This is a genomic window from Salipiger sp. PrR002 (genome assembly GCF_010500775.1).
Classification (GTDB): domain Bacteria; phylum Pseudomonadota; class Alphaproteobacteria; order Rhodobacterales; family Rhodobacteraceae; genus Salipiger.
This window is the reverse complement of the sequence record NZ_JAAGOU010000026.1, coordinates 52,530-69,418: the sequence shown is the minus strand read 5'-3', so window position 1 is coordinate 69,418 and position 16,889 is coordinate 52,530. Positions and strand designations below refer to the sequence as shown.

General features: G+C 62.6%; 15 protein-coding genes and 1 pseudogene. 9 read left to right on the top strand and 7 right to left on the bottom strand.

From position 1 onward, the window contains the following. From G0A00_RS20240 to G0A00_RS20225, 4 genes are all read left to right on the top strand, one after another. Positions 1 to 1,912, top strand: a 1,912-nt coding sequence (locus G0A00_RS20240; RefSeq protein WP_164183543.1) for a Mu transposase C-terminal domain-containing protein, incomplete at its 5' end; no start/stop codon positions are given. Next, entirely contained in the window at positions 1,893 to 2,861 is a 969-nt protein-coding gene (locus G0A00_RS20235; protein WP_164183541.1) for an ATP-binding protein, read from the top strand. The genes G0A00_RS20240 and G0A00_RS20235, both read left to right, overlap by 20 nt. Then, complete coding sequence (locus tag G0A00_RS20230) at positions 2,854 to 4,695, top strand: TniQ family protein (protein WP_164183539.1); 1,842 nt, start codon at positions 2,854 to 2,856, stop codon at positions 4,693 to 4,695. The genes G0A00_RS20235 and G0A00_RS20230 overlap by 8 nt, the downstream gene beginning before the upstream one ends. After that, positions 4,688 to 4,921: a hypothetical protein gene (locus G0A00_RS20225; RefSeq protein WP_164183537.1), complete on the top strand. Its 234-nt coding sequence runs from the start codon at positions 4,688 to 4,690 to the stop codon at positions 4,919 to 4,921. The genes G0A00_RS20230 and G0A00_RS20225 overlap by 8 nt, the downstream gene beginning before the upstream one ends. Positions 4,922 to 5,884: 963 nt before the next feature. On the opposite strand, the gene G0A00_RS20220 is transcribed toward G0A00_RS20225, so the two are convergent. Beyond that, positions 5,885 to 6,814, bottom strand: coding sequence for a hypothetical protein (locus G0A00_RS20220; RefSeq protein ID WP_164183535.1), 930 nt, complete (start codon positions 6,812 to 6,814; stop codon positions 5,885 to 5,887). Positions 6,815 to 7,117: 303 nt separating this feature from the next. Here G0A00_RS20220 and G0A00_RS20215 point away from each other — a divergent pair. Beyond that, positions 7,118 to 7,330, top strand: a pseudogene (locus G0A00_RS20215) (ParB N-terminal domain-containing protein); the annotation flags it as partial. A 301-nt stretch (positions 7,331 to 7,631) separates the two neighbouring features. On the opposite strand, the gene G0A00_RS20210 reads toward G0A00_RS20215, so the two are convergent. Both G0A00_RS20210 and G0A00_RS20205 read right to left on the bottom strand, forming a co-directional pair. Continuing rightward, positions 7,632 to 8,312: a class I SAM-dependent methyltransferase gene (locus tag G0A00_RS20210; RefSeq protein ID WP_368667726.1), complete on the bottom strand. Its 681-nt coding sequence runs from the start codon at positions 8,310 to 8,312 to the stop codon at positions 7,632 to 7,634. 4 nt (positions 8,313 to 8,316) lie between these two features. Beyond that, positions 8,317 to 9,213, bottom strand: coding sequence for an NAD(P)/FAD-dependent oxidoreductase (locus tag G0A00_RS20205; RefSeq protein ID WP_164183533.1), 897 nt, complete (start codon positions 9,211 to 9,213; stop codon positions 8,317 to 8,319). Positions 9,214 to 9,390: 177 nt separating this feature from the next. Here G0A00_RS20205 and G0A00_RS20200 point away from each other — a divergent pair, with 177 nt between their 5' ends. The 3 genes from G0A00_RS20200 to G0A00_RS20190 all read left to right on the top strand — a co-directional run bounded on the left by G0A00_RS20200 (position 9,391) and on the right by G0A00_RS20190 (position 12,414). Continuing rightward, on the top strand, positions 9,391 to 9,828 hold the full coding sequence (locus G0A00_RS20200) for an Rrf2 family transcriptional regulator (protein ID WP_164183532.1): 438 nt from the start codon (positions 9,391 to 9,393) through the stop codon (positions 9,826 to 9,828). A 421-nt stretch (positions 9,829 to 10,249) separates the two neighbouring features. Next, a complete protein-coding gene (locus tag G0A00_RS20195; RefSeq protein WP_164183552.1) occupies positions 10,250 to 10,702 on the top strand; it encodes an NUDIX hydrolase in 453 nt (150 codons plus the stop codon). Positions 10,703 to 11,121: 419 nt separating this feature from the next. Continuing rightward, the gene (locus G0A00_RS20190) at positions 11,122 to 12,414 is read left to right on the top strand and encodes a hypothetical protein (RefSeq protein ID WP_164183531.1); all 1,293 of its coding nucleotides are present in this window, start codon (positions 11,122 to 11,124) and stop codon (positions 12,412 to 12,414) included. A gap of 9 nt (positions 12,415 to 12,423) precedes the next feature. On the opposite strand, the gene dtd is transcribed toward G0A00_RS20190, so the two are convergent. The 3 genes from dtd to G0A00_RS20175 all read right to left on the bottom strand — a co-directional run bounded on the left by dtd (position 12,424) and on the right by G0A00_RS20175 (position 14,964). Further along, positions 12,424 to 12,867: a D-aminoacyl-tRNA deacylase gene (gene dtd / locus G0A00_RS20185; RefSeq protein WP_164183530.1), complete on the bottom strand. Its 444-nt coding sequence runs from the start codon at positions 12,865 to 12,867 to the stop codon at positions 12,424 to 12,426. Then, positions 12,864 to 13,775 (bottom strand): carbohydrate kinase, encoded by a 912-nt coding sequence (locus tag G0A00_RS20180; protein ID WP_164183529.1) that lies wholly within the window; start codon positions 13,773 to 13,775, stop codon positions 12,864 to 12,866. The genes dtd and G0A00_RS20180 overlap by 4 nt, the downstream gene beginning before the upstream one ends. 70 nt (positions 13,776 to 13,845) lie before the next feature. Further along, positions 13,846 to 14,964: a TFIIB-type zinc finger domain-containing protein gene (locus G0A00_RS20175; RefSeq protein WP_164183528.1), complete on the bottom strand. Its 1,119-nt coding sequence runs from the start codon at positions 14,962 to 14,964 to the stop codon at positions 13,846 to 13,848. 200 nt (positions 14,965 to 15,164) lie between these two features. Here G0A00_RS20175 and G0A00_RS20170 point away from each other — a divergent pair, with 200 nt between their 5' ends. After that, positions 15,165 to 15,788, top strand: coding sequence for a hypothetical protein (locus G0A00_RS20170; RefSeq protein WP_203595450.1), 624 nt, complete (start codon positions 15,165 to 15,167; stop codon positions 15,786 to 15,788). Here G0A00_RS20170 and G0A00_RS20165 read toward each other — a convergent pair. Beyond that, positions 15,754 to 16,875 (bottom strand): SPFH domain-containing protein, encoded by a 1,122-nt coding sequence (locus G0A00_RS20165; RefSeq protein WP_164183527.1) that lies wholly within the window; start codon positions 16,873 to 16,875, stop codon positions 15,754 to 15,756. The genes G0A00_RS20170 and G0A00_RS20165 overlap by 35 nt on opposite strands. Positions 16,876 to 16,889 lie beyond the last annotated feature (14 nt).

Here is a 16,889-nt window from a genome sequence, read left to right as displayed (position 1 = left end):
CCAAAATCACCACCTGCAATGTCGCGCTGTTTCACCAGCGGTGTCGCTGCACAGCTTTCTCGAAGCGGAGGCGAATGGCGAGGTAAACCGCTCCAATGACCCCTGCGTCGCATTCCTCCCTCAGTTGGAAAAACGTGTCGAGGCCAAGATATTGGAGCAGATACGCCATGGTGGGGATGGGGCGGAGCTGGGGAAACTTCTCTCCAAGAAGCATCCCGGTCGCACGGCCCTAATGGCTTCGGTGCGACTTTGGCAGGAAACACGTGATCCCATGTGCTTCGTCAAGAAGAGCCGGTTTAACGGGGGCAATGCCAAGCGGGTCTCGTCTCAGGTCGAGAGTGCCATACAGGCTGCGATCAAGACATACCTGCATCCGGGCCGGGTCAACATCCCGCACATCGCGGATGAGGCAAATCGAATTATTCGTGAATTGAACAAGTCGCTTGCGCTGAGTGACCAGCTGCCTGAGCGGGAGACTTGCCAGAGTACGGTGCGACGACGCATCGCCGAACTCGACCAGTTTGAAACCTGCGCGGCTCGGGAAGGAGTAGCGAAGGCCAAGAACAAGTTGGGACCTTACGGTCAGGGTCTTGATATCGAAGCGCCCTTGCAGCGCATCGAAATGGACGAGTGGCAGATCGACCTCATCGCCATGCTGGAAGAAGCCGGGATTGATGTCAGCGAGCCGAAGTTTGACGAACTTCGGACAGGGCGCTTCTGGGTCTGCGTCGCAATCGATGCCGCGACGAGGGTGATCTTGGCCATCAAGATGGCGAGAACGCCGAGCCACGAGACCGCACTGGCAACCCTATGGTTGGCCATGCGGAACAAGAGCGAGATATCGAAACAGCTGGGGTGCAAGACAGAGTGGAGCCAGCACGGCCACATTTTCAACGTGGTGGTGGACAACGGAGCTTCCTTCGTCAACCCGGAGTTCAAGGCGGCGCTCGCAGACCTCGGGATCGGGTATGAAGTTCTGCCTGCAGGTGTGCCCAAGCTGCGGGGACGCGTTGAACGCGTCTTCCGGACATTCGTCACGATGCTCATGCCGCTCCTGACCGGCAGAACGTTTAGCAATCCGCAGGAGCGCGGCGACTACCCGTCTGACAAGTATGTGGTTCATACCGCGGACAGCATTGTGGAACTTATGGTGCGCTTCGTCGTCGATGCCTACCACCATCGCGCGCATCGTGGCTTGGAATACGCGACACCCGCCGACACCTGGAACCGATTGATGGCGCTCTACGGGCATAGCCCGGCCAAATCACCGCATGTTCTCCGCCATTTCCTTGGTATCCCGCAAAAGCGTCAGCTTGGTCGTCACGGCGTCCTAGTCTGCGGCATAGCCTACACGAGCCGCAAGCTCGCCGCCTTTTTCCAGCGGAGGGGGGCGCAGCAGATCGATCTTCGCATCGACCCAGAGGACATGGGCTACGTCTCTGCCTGGTTCGATGATGCATGGCACACAATTCCGGCTGGATTGCCGAATGCGCGTGGAACGTCGCTCGCCGTTTGGGAGGCAACCATCCGGGAATTGCGGCGGTCGAACAAGGCCGCCTCGCGCCTGCATATCGAGGTCGTCGATGCCGCCCTCGAGCGCATCAAGAAGATCGATGATCACCAACGCGCTCGGCGCCAGATCGGGCCATTGACCGTGTCCGCAAAAGATATTCGCAGGGCGGAGCACGAAAGCTTTTACGGCCTGAGTTTCGGGATCGTCCCCGGCGAGGTCATCGAGAAACCGGCGGCCGCGGGGACGGCAAACCTGACCAGCTCGCTCTCCGACATTGCTGCGTCAAAGGGGGCGAACATCGAGGGAGTGCCCTCGGTCGACGACTCTTCCGATCAGTTCCAACTGCCGAATGATCCCGAAATCGAATGGAGATTCAGTGATGAAGACGAACAAGAGTAATCCTGAGGTCCGGCAGATCATTCAGGACATTCGGGGCGCGTACGTCCCGACCATGGCCTACGACCGCCTCGATGAGTATTTCGACCAGTTGCTCGAACAGAGGCGCGCGGACCTCGCCGAGGGCATTGTGTCCGACCTCAGGGGGATCGTCCTCGTCGGTCGCTCAGGGGCGGGCAAGACGACGGCAATTCAGGAGCTGAGGCGGCGCTATCGGAAACGATTGGTGTATGACGACCCGGACGGCGTGAATGAGATGATCAGCCTCAAAGTGCCGTCGCCAGCCACGATGAAGTTCGTCGCGACGGCTGCGCTGCACGCGGCGGGCTATCCGCTCGTCCGCGATCGGTCAGCGGCTGTGATCTGGGGTCTCGTGAAGCAGCAGTTCAAGTTGCGGAAAACCCTCTTCATGCACATGGACGAGGCGCAGGACTTGGCCCAGCACCAGACCGACAAGGAGCGGCAGGCCATCGTCAATACGCTCAAGTCCCTGATGGAGAACAGCCAGTGGCCCGTCGGCCTCCTCCTGACCGGAATGCCCGGCCTCAAGTCGATCATCAATCAGGACGCGCAGCTGGCACGCCGCATGTATCCGATCGAAATCGAACGCCTGTCGCCGTATGCAGGGCAGGATCAGGTCCTTGGCCTTGTGGCGCGTTACTGCGACAGGGCGAAGGTGCAGCGTGATGACGATGTCAGGGAGGCGGAGTTCGCGTCACGCCTCATGCTGGCGGCGGACTACGAGTTCGGGTTGCTCGCTCAGTTCATCGTAGAGGCGCTGACGCGTGCTCTCCGCGCCGACGGCCTGGAGGCATGTCTGTCCAGACGGCATTTTGCCGAGGTCTACCACATGCGGACCGCCGTAGGTCCAGGCCTGAACCCGTTTCTCGCCGAGGACTTCCACCGGATCGATCCGCGCCGGTGTTTCGATGACGGGGGCGACGATGCCTGAGGACGACATGCACAATGTGCGACTGGCGCTGACCGTTTCTCCGCTCAACGGGGAAACTCCCGCAAGCATCGGCTCCCGGCTCGCCGCCCGAAATGGTGTCAGGCCGCGAGACCTATGCTCCGACATGGGCATGCGGTGGCCGTTTCTCTGTTCTGGCCACCTGGACCAGCTTGCTCTGCTCGCCGACGTCGGGGGCCTTGAGTTGCCTCATCTTGAGCTTTGGAGCGCAGCGCAGGTTCGGACCGGTCACTACCGGGTCGGTCGCACCAAGAGCAGCACGGGCGTGTTCCGGCGCACGTCCAGCCGGGTCTGTCCGACATGCATAGAAAAGGCGCTTGGGGAAATGGGACGGTATGGGGCGCATCAGCTGCTCGAGTGGAACGTCCTGTGTCTTTTCGGGTGCGAGCGCCACGGGACGGCTCTTCTGGACCTGCCGCGCGCTGCAACCTCGCATGAAACCTATGATGTCGTGGCCCAGGTCGATCTCCACCGCGATCTGGTAAAGCAAGCTGCGGACCGACAGCAGGGATACGAGCCTACCGAGTTCGAAACCTACGTCCGCGGCAGGATTTACCGGGGCCCGCAGGATGACTGGCTCCGTGGTTTGGAGCTCACTCATCTGCACGGGGCTTGTATGACGCTGGGCGCGGTCATCTGCGGCGCGCCTTTGCAGCATTTCTCAGCCTACGGTCAGGATCAGGAACGCCAATTCTGCGTCGAGGGGCTGCGGGTTCTTTCCGCCGGTCCGGAGAGCCTCCTTCGCTGCATGGAGGAGCTCAAAGCGCGCTCCTGCTCGCGCCGGCCGTATTATTCGACTGACCTCGGCGCGTTCTACCATTGGCTCCGCGCCGCACACGAGCGCCCGGAGCTGCAAGGCCTGGTCGCCTGCGTCCACGCTTTCGCGGTGCGCAGCTACACGATGAAGCCCAACAGGCGCGTGTTGGGCAGGCCGGTGCCCGGTGTCCAGCGCATGTCATTTGATACAGCGCGCAGGCAAACCGGCCTCGGGGTCGCACTCTTGAAGCGGCTGATCGGCCACGTCGATGCTCTTTCCGATGCAGAGACTGAAGCCCTGACGGAAACGACGCCGGAGCAGCTCGACAGGGCGCTCGAATTCTGGGGTGGGTTGCGAAACCTCAAATCTACGGCTGCTGCACTGAACGTTCTGCCGACGCAGGTAAAGGGGCTGATCGACAAGGGAGTTCTGCGTTCGATCAGGTTCGGTACGGCGCTGCGCTATGTTTACGCGGAGGATGTGGGTCGGCTCTTGGCAGATGTGGCTGCTTTGCCAGAAGCGGCCGGTGTCGGGAGCTACCTCCCGCTTCGTGACCATTGCCGAAACCATCGTATTGGTTTGGTCCGCCTGATCATGCTCTGGCGGGATGGTAAAATCGAGGGGCTCGCCCGTGTGGCAGACGTGACAGGACTTCAGGCGATCCTAGTGCCGCAAGAGGTTGAAGTCGGCGCGCGAGAGGTCCAGTTCGCGCCGCGCGATCTGACGCCGCTTGAGGCCGCAGCCTACCTGAAGATCGGGGTTGGAGCCATTCGGGCGCTTCGGGATGCCGGGTTTCTCGGCCAAGCGGAATGTGTGAACGCCGATACCAATCACCGACACTCCCTGATCACCCGGTCCAGCATCCGTGACTTCGAGGCACGGTTTCTAACACTTGGGCAGCTCGCCAAGGCGTCGAAGGTGGCCCCGATCCATTTGGCGCGGAGGCTGGATAGGGAAGGGGTCCCGACAGTCAGCTGCGGAGGGCGACATGTTCGAGCCTACGAGCGATCGCAGGTTGCCGCGCATGGGGCACCCCTGAGGAGCTCGAGCCATGGATGATGACATCGAACGCCTGAGGAGCTTGCTCTTGGCCATGAGCGAGGTGGATGTGGAGGCTGCGGAGTATCATAAGCTACGGGCCCAGTTAATTTCCGAACTCGTTCGGATGCGGGCAGAACAAGATCTGCTCGAACGGTTGCGGCCAATTCAGGATCAGGTTGAGCGTATGGGCGCGCGAGACCCCGATTTTGACCTGAAGAGCTTCATGGATGCAGGTTGGGAGTAGCGGGCGGTTCGTGGGCGGTGTGGTGCTGCAGCAATGCGCAGATAGCCGACCTAGCTCCACTGGGTTCATTTCGCGATAGCTGCCGTTCGGGCGGAGCACAGAGATTGGCCCTTCCGAGCCCATCTTGTCTATTCGTTAGTGTGCAGCGAATGTCTGATTGTTCAGTAATGTTCCGCTTCGCCGAGTCCTCACCGGCGCCCCTTCATCGACGGCATCGGCGCGGCGCGGGAGAACATCGTCGCTTGGTCCGACGAGGTCCGTCAGGACTTCCTGCGCAAGCGCGGGTTCTCGAAGGCGGAGAAGAGGGGGAAAGGCGAGACGGTTTTGACCGAGGAAAGCCGCCCGCCCGAGCGCGCCTTCGACATTCTGCAAAGGATCACGGCGGTCGCCCGGTCGAAGCCGCAGCAGGATGCGCGGCTGGTGATGGGCGGAGGCGAAAGAGTTACTCGAAGGAGTCTCACGAAAGACGAAAATCGGTAGATTTCAGAAAAAAATGGGATCTCTGCTCCGCAGGTTTGATCTGAGATGTTCGCCAGAATGCACGGAAAAGAGCACCGTCCACGCTGCGCAGCTCTGCTAGCGTACCGAAATGGTGTCGCTCAACCCCCGGCGATCTTAAGGCCGGCAGATTCAAAGAGTACGCCCTGTGAGAAAATTCCAAGTGCACTCCAGACGAACAGTGGCTGCAAATTCTCTGCACCGGGTGCTCCAGTGACAATCCAATGAACTTGCAGAGCGCTGCAGACGAGTAAAACAAGCGCGGCGATGGCAACAGAGATCTCCAGCCAAGCCCTGTCGAGGCGGGAGACTATGATCCAACAGGCTCCGCCGCAAAGTGCCGCTCCTATTCCGATAAAAGTCAAAACCCGCTCCGAGGGTAGGGAGAGATCAACTGGTATCAGGTATGAGATCAACCATCCGACGCCGGTCGCGAGACCAAGTATGATTGCTTCCTTCATAATTTTATTTCGCCGAACTTGCCCAAGGTACAGGCAAGACCTTGACGCCAATTGGCTGACGGTCTGGGGAGAGCATTATTATCTGGGTTTGTGCCCTCGCGGGTTCCCCGGAAATCTTAAACGTCGCGGTGAAACTCTCTGGAGAAAACCCGAGATAATCTAGTCCCTCTTCGCCAACGACGTTTTGCAATGGGGTGTCGTCGCCAGGCAATGGTTCAGCTGAGTCGTACACCTCCACATCGAATCCTGACTCCTTGATTTGTGACCGCGCTTCTTCAAAATCGATGCCAACTGAGGCAGGGGCCCATGCCAAGAGGGCGCCACCTTTGGAGTCAAAGGTGGCTTCGATCACACCATCGTTCGGGATATGTGTCATTGCGGAGTATATCAAGTACTGTGTTTCAAACTTTCCCTCGACGATTTTTCCAGTTCTTGTGGCGCCACCGGTTCGAGTTGATTGTTCGTCGGTGCCATCGCCATCACTCTCACTATGACTGTCACCATCAGCGACGCGGATATAAGCTTGCGCATTCTGGCGGCTGGACCTCGATGGGATAATAGGTGCGTCTCTTTCGAGGCTGAATTGCCCAAAAGCTTCGTCGCAATCCGCTTGGCCGGACACGAGCGGCAAGTCAAACTCACGCTTCCAACCTATCTTGGGCCACTTAAACGCAAGATTGTCCGGGTGAATATTGTATATCAGATGCCATGCGACGAGTTCTCCATCAGGTCGGCCCTCGGCATCCAGGAGAGGATCAGCATCAGCCACCCATCGAAGGTGTACCAAACTTCTATCGCCCATCGTCTCGCCGGTGTAGGGCACGTGGCTATCGCCAGCCTCGTCATTTGCAGGTATCTCACAGATTTCAGCCGAGGCCACCATCGGGCAAATTGAAAGCATCGCTGAGAAACATGCCAAACCAATAGTCCGCATCTAACACCCCGTACGTTCTATCGCTGCTTTTCCAATCAGTCCCTGAGAAAAGTATAAAGGAGATATTTGGTCATTATAGGCAAACCTAACGCCACAAATCAAGCAGCGACCAGTCAACTAGCGCTAACAGCCCGCGGCGAGCCGCATGTGTGACGCTGTGACGAGCCATCGCTCCCGGAATGAGAGGGGTGCCGGGTTTTTCGTGACGGGTTTGGAGGTCGAGAGAGAGGCTCCCGGCTGGCGTGTCGTGGAGATATCCCGATGACCTAGCAACAGAAGATCACCCTCAGCGCCTAGCGTGACATCCCCTTCAACAAGCTGATGCTCAGCCAGTCGAACGTGCGCAACGTCGAGGCCGGCCTGTCGATCGCGGCACTGGCCGAGGACATCGCGCGGCGGACGCTGCTCAGCCCCATCACAGTGCAGCCCATGCTGGACGACAGCGGCGCCGAGACCGGCATGTACACGATCCCTGCCGGCGGGCGGCGGTGCAAATCGCTACACGTGATGTTTGAAAATTCCAGAAGCTGACATATAGCCAATGACCGGAGAGGCCGCACCACTGCGGCCCCATTCTCTCGGGCTGAAGGTCCGCTTCGCCGCTAGGCAAATCGGGGCGGAGGGCGAGTCTGGGCTGACACTTGCCGAATGCGCTCGCGGCAAACGCGCGTCCGGCAAGGGTAGGCCGGGGTTCGGAGCGCTGCAGCGGCGTCGGACGACAGGTAGCCGGTCCTTGCTGCCGGTCGGCTCGATCAAGAATCATCATGCTCTCAGCACGGTGGGCCTGGTTCGATTGATGCGGTGGGTAGGGTAGCAGTCACGGCGCACGTGCGACCCATCCACGAAACGTCAGGGCAGCATAAAACATCGCGGCGTCGACGAACCCGCCTTCGCGAAGAAGGTGCTCTTCTTGGTCAGGGGTTAGCAAGGTCAGCCGTTCGACCATTTTGCGCCCTGCGGCGCGAGCCTGCGTCCAGTCGGGAGTCTCATGGTCGCGAAAGGCGCTCGAAAGCGTCATCCATCGTTCGGGGTCCGGCTCCGGCGCGGTATGCTCCACAACGACCAGCGGAGCACCCGAGTTCAGTCGGCTCCGGATTTCCTGCAAGGCCCGCAGACGCTCATGTCGCTCGAGGTTATGGAATGTCAGGAGGCAGGTCGCACCGTCAAAAGTTCTCGAAGGCAGGTCCTCAGCTTTGCCTTTGATCAAATCGACACGATCGCAGTACGGGCTGAGCACTTCCTTGGCTAAGTGTAGCATCGCCGCTGACGGATCGACCCCGGTGAACCGCCACATCGGCCGGGCTTCCGCCATGGCTGAAATTTCCATGCCTCCGCCAGCACCCACGACCAGAATATGCGCCTCTTCTGGCGCTCGTTCAGCAAGGAGCAGGGTCACCATGTGATGAAGGTCACTTAGTCCTGGTACGTTGCGCCGGGCATTCTCGGCATATGCTGCGACGGTGGCCAGGTTCGTGAAGGGGGAGTATTCATGTGTCACGATGTCAGTCTCCAAAAGCCAGGGACCGATGAATGGCGAGCGCGGCCATGACCCCGTCGGCGCAGGCGAACGTGACCGTGTGTCCGGACCGCGTGATGTCCCCAGCCGCATGGGCCCCAGGTACCGTAGTGGCCTTCATATCGTCCACCGTGATGATCGGCCCCAGCATCCCCGCCTCGACGGCGCACCCAAGCCTTTCGGCAAGGTCGCTATTCGGGCGGTTTGCAGGCGCAATGAACAGCGCGTCGATGGGCCTTTCGGGCGCATTCTCAAGGCTGACGGCGGTCAATCCGGCGCCTTCGCCGACAAGACCCGCTACCGTACCCGGTTCAATTCCGACGCCACGCTTTCGCAAGATCGTCATGGCGTCGGGGTCAATGGTGCCGCCGTCGAGGAAGAAGGTGGTCGGCCCCCATTCGGCGATCAGGCTGGCTTGATGGATCGAGGCTTCGGAGAGGTTGAGGACCCCGAGCCTTTGACCGCTGAACTCATAGCCATGGCAATAGGGGCAGTGGATGACTGATTTCCCCCACCGCTCGGGAAGGCCAGGACGTTCGGGCAAGATGTCGGTGATCCCGTAGGCGAGCAGGAGCTTGGTACCGGACACCACGTCGCCGTTCTCCAGAGCGACGTGGAAGGTGTTGCCGGTGCGCGTGGCATCCACGGCTTTCGCGTCCATAAAGGATGCACCCGGGTAGGCCTTCACCTGCTCGCGCATCGTCTCGAGCATGACCAGGGGGGCGCTTCCGTCCTGTGCAAAAAACCCGTGAGAGGCCGCCGCAAAACGGTTGCGGGGCTTTCCTGTGTCGAGGACGAGAACCGATCGACGGGCGCGCACGAGGTAAAGCGCAGCAGACAGACCGGCAAAGCTGCCTCCAACAATGATTGCATCATAGGTCACTTGATTTTCCTTCTATCTGACCGAGAGACACCGCAAGCGGTGATGCCCGATTCTTGTATCACTTGCAGATACGTAACCCCTGTCCCGTCTTGTATCAATAGGAGGTACGAGATAGGCAGGTATCGCGGTCGCGGTCGCGGTCGCGGTCGCGGCGCAGAGAAGCTGAAAGGTCCCAGGATGAACAAAGACACTCGTCTGTCCGACGTGCTCCATGTGTTGTTGCATATGGCTCAGGCGGATGCGCCGCTGACCTCCGAGGTGCTGGCGCGCAGCATGGGCACCAATCCTGCCGTCTTCCGGCGTACGATGGCGGGTCTGCGCGACGTTGGCATCGTGCGGTCGGAGAAAGGGCATGGTGGGGGGTGGCAGCTAGCAGAGCCGCTAGAGCGGATCACGCTCATGTCGGTCTACGAAGCGTTGGGTTGCCCGAACCTGTTTGCGATAGGCAGTCGCAGTGAACACGGGGAGTGCCTCGTCGAGACCAAGGTCAACGCCGTCCTGGCAGAAACGATGCATGAGGCCACGGCACTCTTCGCGAAGCGCTTCAGCGCACTAACCTTGGATCAGATCGCCCCGAACGTTCCGGTTCCCGCTTCGATCCATTTGGACAAATAGCGCGCAGGACAGCCGTAGCCGAGTTACGGTCCTGAGCGGCAACGAACAACTTGGACAGGGCACAGCCAAGTGCCGAACTCACAAGAATAAAAGATCGTCGGGCAACGTCGTGACTTGGGTCAGAAATGCTCGGCATTTGGGTCGGGAATGCTTGGCAGAGTATGGGTGGACGACCAAGATTTTAAGGCTATCCCCGCCGCCGAGAGTCGCTTTAGCAAGACATTCGACACCTCCAGGGAATGGCAAACACCAAGGCCACCGCATTGCGGTGGCCTTCGTGTTTTCTGGGGATCGCTTTTTCCAAACGCATATCTGCTTGGCTTGCGTGACGCATTTTGTACGGCGCGCGTTGCCGAACGTCACAGAAGCTTTACCTTTCTTGGATAACACGCACGGGTTTCCCCGAAAGGCTTCCAACTTAATGTCCTCACATGGTGAGCAAATCGCAGCACTTCCCCTGCAATGGGACAAGAAAGGCAATCTCCGGATTCTGATGGTCACCTCGCGCGATTCCGGTCGCTGGGTGATGCCCAAAGGATGGGAGATGGACGGCAAGAAGCCTTGGGCCGCGGCTGAGATCGAAGCGCTTGAGGAAGCTGGGGCGAAGGGCTTTGTCGGGAAGGACCTGATCGGCCATTACCACTACCCCAAACGTCTGGACGGTGGCGCGTCGCTGCGTTGCCGGGTCAGGGTCTATCCGATGATCGTCGAGACGCTGAAACGCGACTGGAAAGAGCGCAAGGAACGCAAGCGCAAGTGGTTCAGCCCCAAGGCCGCGGCGAAACGTGTGGACGAACCGGAACTTGCCGATCTTCTGCTCACCCTATGCCGCGCCCCGCGCAAGCATCCGGTGATCGCCCCTTTGCTGACCTGAAGCGACTCGCGCCGTCTTCGACCAGCTGTGGACGCTTACTCTCATGTGAGCGCTACCTCTGCCGCCCTGTGTCGCCTTAGCGTCACTCAGCGCGACATTCCGGCAACGCCGCATTCTCAAATTTGCGCAATCTCCCGGGCCCTAGGCTCGGCGTCTGGGAAATAAGGCGAAAATAAGATACGCCGGACTGCAGGGTAAGAGGCTGCCGTCCGCCATATGGACGAGTGGCCCGTGACAGGCAGAGTGGTGTGATCATCGGCAGAACGAAGCAATGGCGTGCGCCCCTTGGGTGCCGCGCCGGGTGAGGTTTTCGTTCGCCGGGTCTTTCGAAGGTGATTTCGCTTTCCGTCGGTCCCCTATGCGGTGCGGCACGTTGCCGTGGCCGGTTTGCGAGTGTTCGAGTTGAGAGGGAGGGGAAGATGGCACGATCGTCTTTCCATTGGGTCGGAGGTCTCGCGCTTGTCGCGCTCCTGCCCGCATGCATGAAAACCTATGGCGCGGACGCTCCGGCGTCGCAGCCCTACACGGCCAGCGTCGCCGCCGCAGCGCCTGCGCTCGGCCTGCGCGCACAGCCCGACGGGGCGGATTTGATGGCCCAGCTCGCGCAGCGCCCTTCGGCGCTCGTGCCCGGCACCCCCTATGCGGCGGTCGCGGCGGCGGTGCTGCAGGGGTCAGCCTTCGGTGCCGAGGCAGAGCTTCGGCTTGCGCCGCTGCGCGGTGAGGCCGAGGAATTGAGCTGGCTGCCCGAGCTCGCGCGCGGTGCGTCTCTGGGGGCTCTGCGGGACATGTCCGCGCGCATCATGGCGCGGCCAGAGCGGTTCGATACCTCGCGCAAGCTGGCAGAGCGCGACCTTGCACAGGCACAGATCGAGACGGCGGCGCTGGCGCTGGCGGAAGAGGCCAACGTCCACGTGCACGAGGCGCTCGCACAGCATCTGGCCGGTGAGGAGGCGCGGGCGCGTGCCGCGCTTTATGAGGCCAGCTATCGCGATCTGGCGGGGCTGGACTGGCCGATCTCGCAGGCGGTTGCCTCGGGTGAGCTGGTGTCCTCCGAGCTTGCCCAACTGCGCGCCGAGGTGGCGGATGTGCGCCGCGGTCTCGCGCAAGCCCGCGCGGCTGAGGCCGAGGCGCGCCGCGAGCTGGTCGCCATGGCAGATGGTCGGCTTGGCGGCGTCGCGGGCGCGGGTGCCTTGCGTGAGATGGTCGGTGCCGTGCCGCTGCCGCTGATGAAGGCGCAGGCTGCGCGCGCAGAGCAGGAGGCGCGGCAGCGCCTTGGGGCGCATTCCCACATGGAGGGCCTGCAACTGCGCCGCTCTGCCGAAGAGCTCGACGCATTGGAAGAGGCGGCGGGCTACGCGGGCGAGGGGGCCGAGGCCGGAGACTGGGGTGCCCCGTCGCTGCAGGTTCAATGGCCGGAGCGGGCGGCAGGGTCGGAAGCGGAGATGCAGATCGGTGGCCTTGCGCGGGATCGCGATCGGCTGCGCTCCGAGGCTGCGGCGGCAGCGGCGCAGGCATCCGCCGCGGCTGAAGTGGCGGCGCTGGCGCTGCGTGACTACCGCGCGGGCAGGGGCCATGCGGCGCAGCTTCTGGGGCCGCTGGAGCGGGCACTGGATGCGCAGGAGGCAGAGATCACCAGCCGCTTCGCGCTGGCGCGCACCGAGCTGGACCTTGCCTATCTGCAGGGCACGCTGGTGGCGGGCAGCGACCTCTGAGCGCGTCGCTCAGCCTTCGCTGTCGATCCAGATCGTCACCGGCCCATCGTTGATCAGCGCCACCTTCATATCGGCACCAAAGCGGCCTGTGGCGGTGGCGATGCCCTCGGCGGCGATGCGCCCGGCGAAATACTCGTAAAGCCGCTCGCCTTCATCGGGGGAGGCCGCGCTGGAAAAGCCGGGGCGGTTGCCGCTGCGCGTGTCGGCGGCGAGGGTGAATTGGCTGACCACCAGCGCCGCGCCGCCTGTGTCGCGCACCGAGCGGTTCATCCGCCCTTCCTCGTCGCGGAAAATGCGCAGCTTGGCGATCTTTGCCGCCAGCTTGTCGGCCTGTGCCTTGGTATCGCCCTGCATGGCGCAGATCAGGATCAGCAGACCCGGACCGATCTCGCCGATGACCGCGCCTTCGACCGTGACGCTCGCCTCCGAGACGCGCTGGATCAGTGCCCTCATGTCTGCGGCTCCAATTCCGAAAGCCATGGCGGATTGGCTCCGGCGCGGCTCACCGTCACCGCCGCCGCCTGCGCACCCAGCGCGACCGCAGGGCGCAGCGTCTCTAGCGGGGTGCTGCGCAGGACGTCGCGGCGCAGCAGCCCGTCGCGGCTGAGCCCGGCCAGAAGGCCCGCGTTGAACGTATCGCCAGCGCCCACCGTATCGACCACCGTGGCGCGCGTGGCGGGCACCTCGAGGCTCCCTTGGGCGCTGACCGCAAGGACCCCCTCGGCGCCCCGCGTCTCCAGCACCAGCGCGCTGCCACCCTCGATCAGCGCCTCGGGCGTGGTGCCGAGCCATGCCATATCCTCGTCGGAGATTTTCACGATGTCGGCGCGGGCGAGCATAGCGGCAAGCCGGGCGCGGTAGCGCGCCTCGTCCTTGATGAAGCCGGGGCGGATATTGGGATCGAGCATCACCACCCGGTCGCCCGCCTTGGCGCAGAGCGCGGCATAAGTGTCGGCGCAGGGCTCGGAGACGAGGCTGATGCCGCCAAAGAACAGCGCTTCGGTGTCACCGTCCAGCGCGGGAAGATCCGCCTCCGACAGCATCCGCCCGGCGGTGTTCTCGTCATAGAAGGCGTAACGCGCGTGGCCATCCACCAGCGTCACGAAGGCGAGCGTGGTGGGCTGGTCAGAGCGCGGGCAGGCGCTGTGGTCAACCTTGGAAGCGGTCAGCGCATCGGCGAGGATGCTGCCGAAAAGATCGGTGGAGATGCCGCCGAAGTAGCCCGCAGGCGCGCCAAGCCGGCCAAGCGCAATGGCGGTGTTGAACACCGCGCCGCCCGCAACCGGCGCAAAGGCGGGTTCTCCGCCGGTGCTGGTTCTGGGCAGCATGTCGATCAGCGATTCTCCGCAGCACAGGATCATCTCTCACTCCCTCGTCGGTGATCTTCTTGGTTTTGTTAGCGCTATACCTAGCGCGTCCGGGGGGCGTCGCTCAATAGCCTGTGGGCAGGCTGAAGCTGACGTCGCCCTGCGATTGCGACAGCATGTAGCCGACAAATCCCGCCACGATCGCCCCGACGATCACTGCCAGCGCGATTTTCCACACCGACCACGGGCGCTCTCCCTGCACCCGCCCGGTGGTGCCGTTGACCACGAAGCGGTAGGTCTGGCCCCGGAACTTGTAGGCCGCCAGCCAGACCGGCAGCAGCACATGCTTGAAGGTCACGTCCGACACCTGCGTGTCCACCGAGGTGATCCGCTGCTGGTCGCCGCCGATGTCGAACTTGATGTCGCGGGTGATCTGCCGGTCCATGATATGCCGCGCCTCGACGAACCCGGCGTCGAGATCGACCTGATAGCCCTCGGCGCGGAACCCGGCGAGAAACTCGGGCCGATAGGGTTCGAGCCGGCTCAGATCCCACGGCTCCAGCGCGTCGGTGAATTTCTTCGGCAGAGACTTCGAGGCCAGCACCAGCACGTCGTCGAAGAAGCGCGCAACGCGCCCGCGCACTGGCGTCCACCGCACCTTGGCGACCTGCACCTGCTGGCGCTTGCCGTCACGCATCACCGTGCGCGTCTCGTAATAGACCGTGCCGCGCGCGCCGCTGTAGGCAGAGCGGGTATGGGCGTCGAAGGTCCAGTAGGGCACATAGATGCCCTGCATCTTGCGGCCCTTGCGGGCATATTCCTTGAGGCCATTGGGGGCGAACCACAGCCGCCCGAGCCAATCGTTCATCGCGCCGCGCGCGGCGCTCTCGTCAAGCGCGAAGGGCAGCACGCCCTTGGGTTTGATCTGCCGGTGGGTGCCGGTGTCGGCGACAACCGGCGTGGCGCAGAACGGGCATTCGGTGGCATGGGTGTCGGGATCGAACTCGACCTCGGCGCCGCAGTTCGGGCATTGGGTGACCCGCAGGTCCTCCATCTCCTGAAGCGGCAGCAGGTTGTCCATCGCGGCGCGGAAATCCAGCTCGCGGATGTCGCTTTCCCATGGGCCCGTGGATTCGACCTTCTGGCTGTGGCCGCAATGATCGCAGACCAATTCGCTCGTCGACGGATCGAACCGGTAGTCGGCGCCGCATTGTTCGCAGGGAAATCGGTGGGTTTCGTTCATGCCCGAAGTGCCTCCAGATCCGCCATTTCCGGCAGCGCCACCCTAGGCGGATGGGACGGGAGAGGGAACTGGTTTTCGGGCACGCGTTTCGCCGATGCGCTGCGGGCGCAGGGGCTTGCGCACACAACTTCGCGACAGGCGCTTTTCTCGCGTGCGGCTCCAAGGCTAGGGTGCCGGGGACAGAGGTGCCGGAGACCATGATGACAGGACTGAACACATGCGCCGGGGCTGTCCTCGGGCTTGCGCTCTGCAGCGGCGCGGCCATGGCCGCCGACCTGTCATGGCGGTTCGAGTGGCAGGGCGGCGACGGTTACGAGATGCGCGGCGCGCTGGCCATCGACGCAGCGCTTGCAGAGCGCGAGCGTGTCTTTGGCGAGGACGTGGAGTGCTTCGTGGTCGAGGGCTACCACGAGGGCGAGCCGATTGGTCGCTGGGCGCTCGGCATGAAGACCGAAGACACCACGTGGTCGCTTACCTTCCTGCCGCAGCAGAACGCCTTCGAGGTTTTCGGTCCACAAAGCCTGATGCCGCAGGCGTGGAACATGGATGGGTTCGGCACGGATTGCGGACGGGACGGCTTCGGCTTCAACATCGGCAATGCGGCGCAGGACCTCTGCCTCGATGGTCGGCTGCTGGTGGCCTCGCAGGTGCCGCCCGCGCGGCCCTTCCCGGCGGTGCCCGACCCGTCGGTCAAATTTCCCGCCGATGCCTGCCTTGCCCCGGCACTGCTGGGACAAGCAGGGCCGGAGGCGGTGCTGCCCGCCTCCTTCCCGGTTGCCTCCCGTGCGATCAGACGCCCGGAGGCGGCGGCGGCAGAACGGTGAAGAGCTGCGCCAGTTCGGTCACGTCCTCGGCGCGTTTCCAACCGTCCTGACCTTGGGTCCAGACATAGCTGTCACGGGTCAATTCGCCCTCGGTCGCCATGCGTCCGAGCCGGGCCTTGGAGAAGGGGCCGCTGGTCTGGCCGCCCGAGGCCACGTGCCACACATGTTCCACCGGCGGCGGGGGAGGCGGCGGCGCGGCGGCAACGGTCTGCTGCGGGCGCGCGCCCCACGGACCCGCCTGCGCGCCGGTCATGGCACCGCCCATGGCCATCCCCATGCCCGCGCCAAAGCCGGTGCCCATGGCCTGACCGGCGGCAGAGCCCTCGGCCCCCAGCGCCTCGGCGGCCTGAAAGCGGGTATAGGCATCAAGATCGCCCACCACGCCCATCGACGTGCGCTTGTCGAGCGCCTTCTCCACCGCATCGGGCAGCGAGATGTTTTCAATGTAAAGCTCGGGCAGCGACAGGCCGTATTCGGCGATGGTCGACGAAATACCCTCGGCCAGCATCTTGCCCAGCTCTTGCGTATTGGCCGCCATGTCGAGCACCGGAATGCCCGAAGAGGCGATCAGCCGCGAGAACTCCTGCACGATGATGTTGCGGATCTGAAAGCTGATCTCGTGGCTGGTGAACTCGCCATCGGTGCCGACGATCTCGACGAGGAATTTCGCCGGGTCCGACACGCGCACCGAATAGGTGCCATAGGCGCGCAGGCGCACGGGGCCGAACTCGGGGTCGCGGCAGATGATCGGGTTCTTCGTGCCCCACTTCAGCCCGGTGAAACGGGTGGTGTTGACGAAATAAATCTCTGACTTGAAGGGCGAGCGGAAGCCGTGATCCCAGTGCTGCAGCGAGGTCATGATCGGCATGTTGTTGGTCTCGAGCATGTAGAGACCCGGCGTGAACACATCCGCCAGTTGCCCTTCGTGCACGAAAACCGCCGCCTGCCCCTCGCGCACGGTGAGCTTGGCGCCGTATTTGATTTCATGGCCTTCGCGCTCAAAGCGCCAGACCATCGTGTCGCGGGTGTCGTCGGTCCAGTGGATGACGTCGATGAACTGCCCCGAGAGGAAATCCAGAATTCCCATGATCATCTCCTGTT